At 33.5% G+C, this 558-nt stretch carries 1 protein-coding gene; it reads right to left on the bottom strand.

Annotated features, from left to right (window positions below; genetic code table 11):
* A partial coding sequence (locus R7E78_RS29320) for a LysR family transcriptional regulator (RefSeq protein WP_318059044.1) occupies positions 1-342 on the bottom strand: 342 nt, incomplete at its 3' end.
* Between the last annotated feature and the right edge of the window lie 216 nt (positions 343-558).

Raw genomic sequence — 558 nt, forward strand, 5'->3', positions numbered from 1 at the left:
TATATTGATTTTTATATCTGATGTAGATGGATCAAAAGACATATCCTCAGATATATTGATTTTTATATCTGATGTAGATGGATCAAAAGACATATCCTCAGTTAATTCATCAATATCATGAATAATATTATTGAGCTTGGCACGTATGGAGATTGCTTTTGGCGTTAGCTCCATCCTGCCATTTTTTCTGGTAAGTAATTCATCCTGAAATATTTCCCTTAGGCTTCTTAGAGTTCGGCTCACCGCAGAAGCACTTGTCGACATTTGGTTTGCTGTTGCTGTGATACTTTTTGTTCCCAACAGTAACGCCAACGGTTTCAGTAAGTTATAGTTAAATATCATATCTAAACTCTCTCGCAACACTCCCTAAAAACATAATATCAATTTTGATAAGTATCAAGTATCACTATTATCAATTGTGGACAAGAACATATTAATTAAACTAGTTCCATCTTGGTTGGAGTAGAAGAATTCCTTATGGCAGGTTTACATACTACAGTGAAAGTTGTTGGCTCAAAATGCAACTATGATTGTCAATATTGTTTTTATTTAGAGAAG

Source organism: Vibrio sp. YT-19(2023) (assembly GCF_033337395.1).